The organism is bacterium (assembly GCA_026398675.1).
GTDB lineage: Bacteria > RBG-13-66-14 > RBG-13-66-14 > RBG-13-66-14 > RBG-13-66-14 > RBG-13-66-14.
On sequence record JAPLSK010000283.1, the window covers coordinates 1 to 1532 of the forward strand.

The window sequence follows — 1532 nt, forward strand, 5'->3', positions numbered from 1 at the left end:
GGTGCTCCAGTCGTCACACCTGGAGGTGGCGGACGTGATCCCCCTGCGCCTCCAGAACCTCCCGCACAGGCTGGCGGTGTTGGAGGAGATCGGGCGCGAGTGGGCGCGGGCGTTGTCGGCGGGGCAAGGCTGAGGCGGCGATGCGCGGCTTCGAGTTCCACGGCCCGTCGCGGATCGTCTTTGGCGCCGGGCGGTTCGAACAGGCCCCCGAGCTGGCGGGTGGCCCAACGGACCAGTTCCATGAAGTGCAACCCCGTCGAACTGCCCCCCGAGGTCCTGGCTGGGGTGTTGTCGTCGGCCTTATAGCCTGCACCCGTGCAACGTCCGGACTATCGGTAATGGTTGGAAGCCTCTTGCCGATTCCGGCAACTGCGGTATAATGATTATCGTCTGATGCACCTCAAGGTACGTGGCGTATCCCGGCCGGGGACCAGCGCCTCGCATGCTCGGTTTGGAAAGACTGTCGCTCACACGTGTTACGTGTTGGCTTCAATCCTCAAGAAGGAGGCTGAACAAATGACCAGGAATCTTGCGCTCGTGCTGGCGTTGTTGGCGGGGGTGTCGGCCATGCAGGCTGCCACCATCGAATATCAGGGTCCCAGCGGCAATCTGGCCGTTGCGGGCAACTGGTACATCATTACTGACGCGGGCAATCCCGCCAGCCGCACGGGGGCCACGCGCCTGCCCCAGGCCTACACAGGGACCTACCCCACCGGGACGCTGGGTGACACGGCCATCATCCGCAACGGCACGACGACCACACTCAACTCGCTGCTGTCGAGCCAGAACCTGCTGATCGGCGGTCCGCAGATCACGGGCCAGGCGACGGGGCCGGGAACCACCGTGTACGTCACCAGCGGCGGGACGATGTCGCTCTACAGCGACGATCCGTCTTTCGAGGATCCGCCTGAGAACCCGCTGCGTTTCAGGATCGGCGAGTATTACGGCGGAACGATGACCATGGACGGCGGGCTCGTCAACGTCAACGGGCGGCGCGGCGGGGGGTTGACGGTGGGCGCCAGTCCCGTCGCCGCCGGTGTGGTGAACATTTCGGGCGGAACGATCAACGTCGTTCGCCCCTTCACCACCGGGGCCACATTCAACATGGGCAACGGCGTGGGCGCCACCGGCGTCATCAACCAGAGCGGTGGCTTGGTTCGGATCAATGGGGCCCTGCCCCCGAATGGCCCTAGCAGCGACAAGGTCGGTAGGATCGGCGTGGGCGGCTACGGGGAGTACAACCTGTCGGGCGGGCAGTTCGTGACCCGTGACTGGTTCAACATCGGCCAGGAATACGTCGATGATGACAGCAATCGTTTCCCCGGCACGGGCGTGATGAGCATCACCGGCGGCACGTGGGAATACGGCTACCGCGTGGGCGTGGGCGACGGGCGGTTCGGCGACGCCAATGTCGGGCATCTGCGGATCATGGCGGGCACGCTGAAGGTGGCCGCCGACACCGTCCCCCATGACAATGGGCACATCTGGCTGGGCCGCGGAGACCCCACCACCGGTGCCGTGGTCAATTCCAT

1 protein-coding gene is annotated in these 1532 nt (G+C 65.3%); it reads left to right on the forward strand.

All coding sequences use genetic code 11. The features are described from left to right. Positions 1 to 516: 516 nt before the first annotated feature. Positions 517 to 1532, forward strand: a 1016-nt coding sequence (locus tag NTW26_08565) for a hypothetical protein (protein MCX7022304.1), incomplete at its 3' end; no start/stop codon positions are given.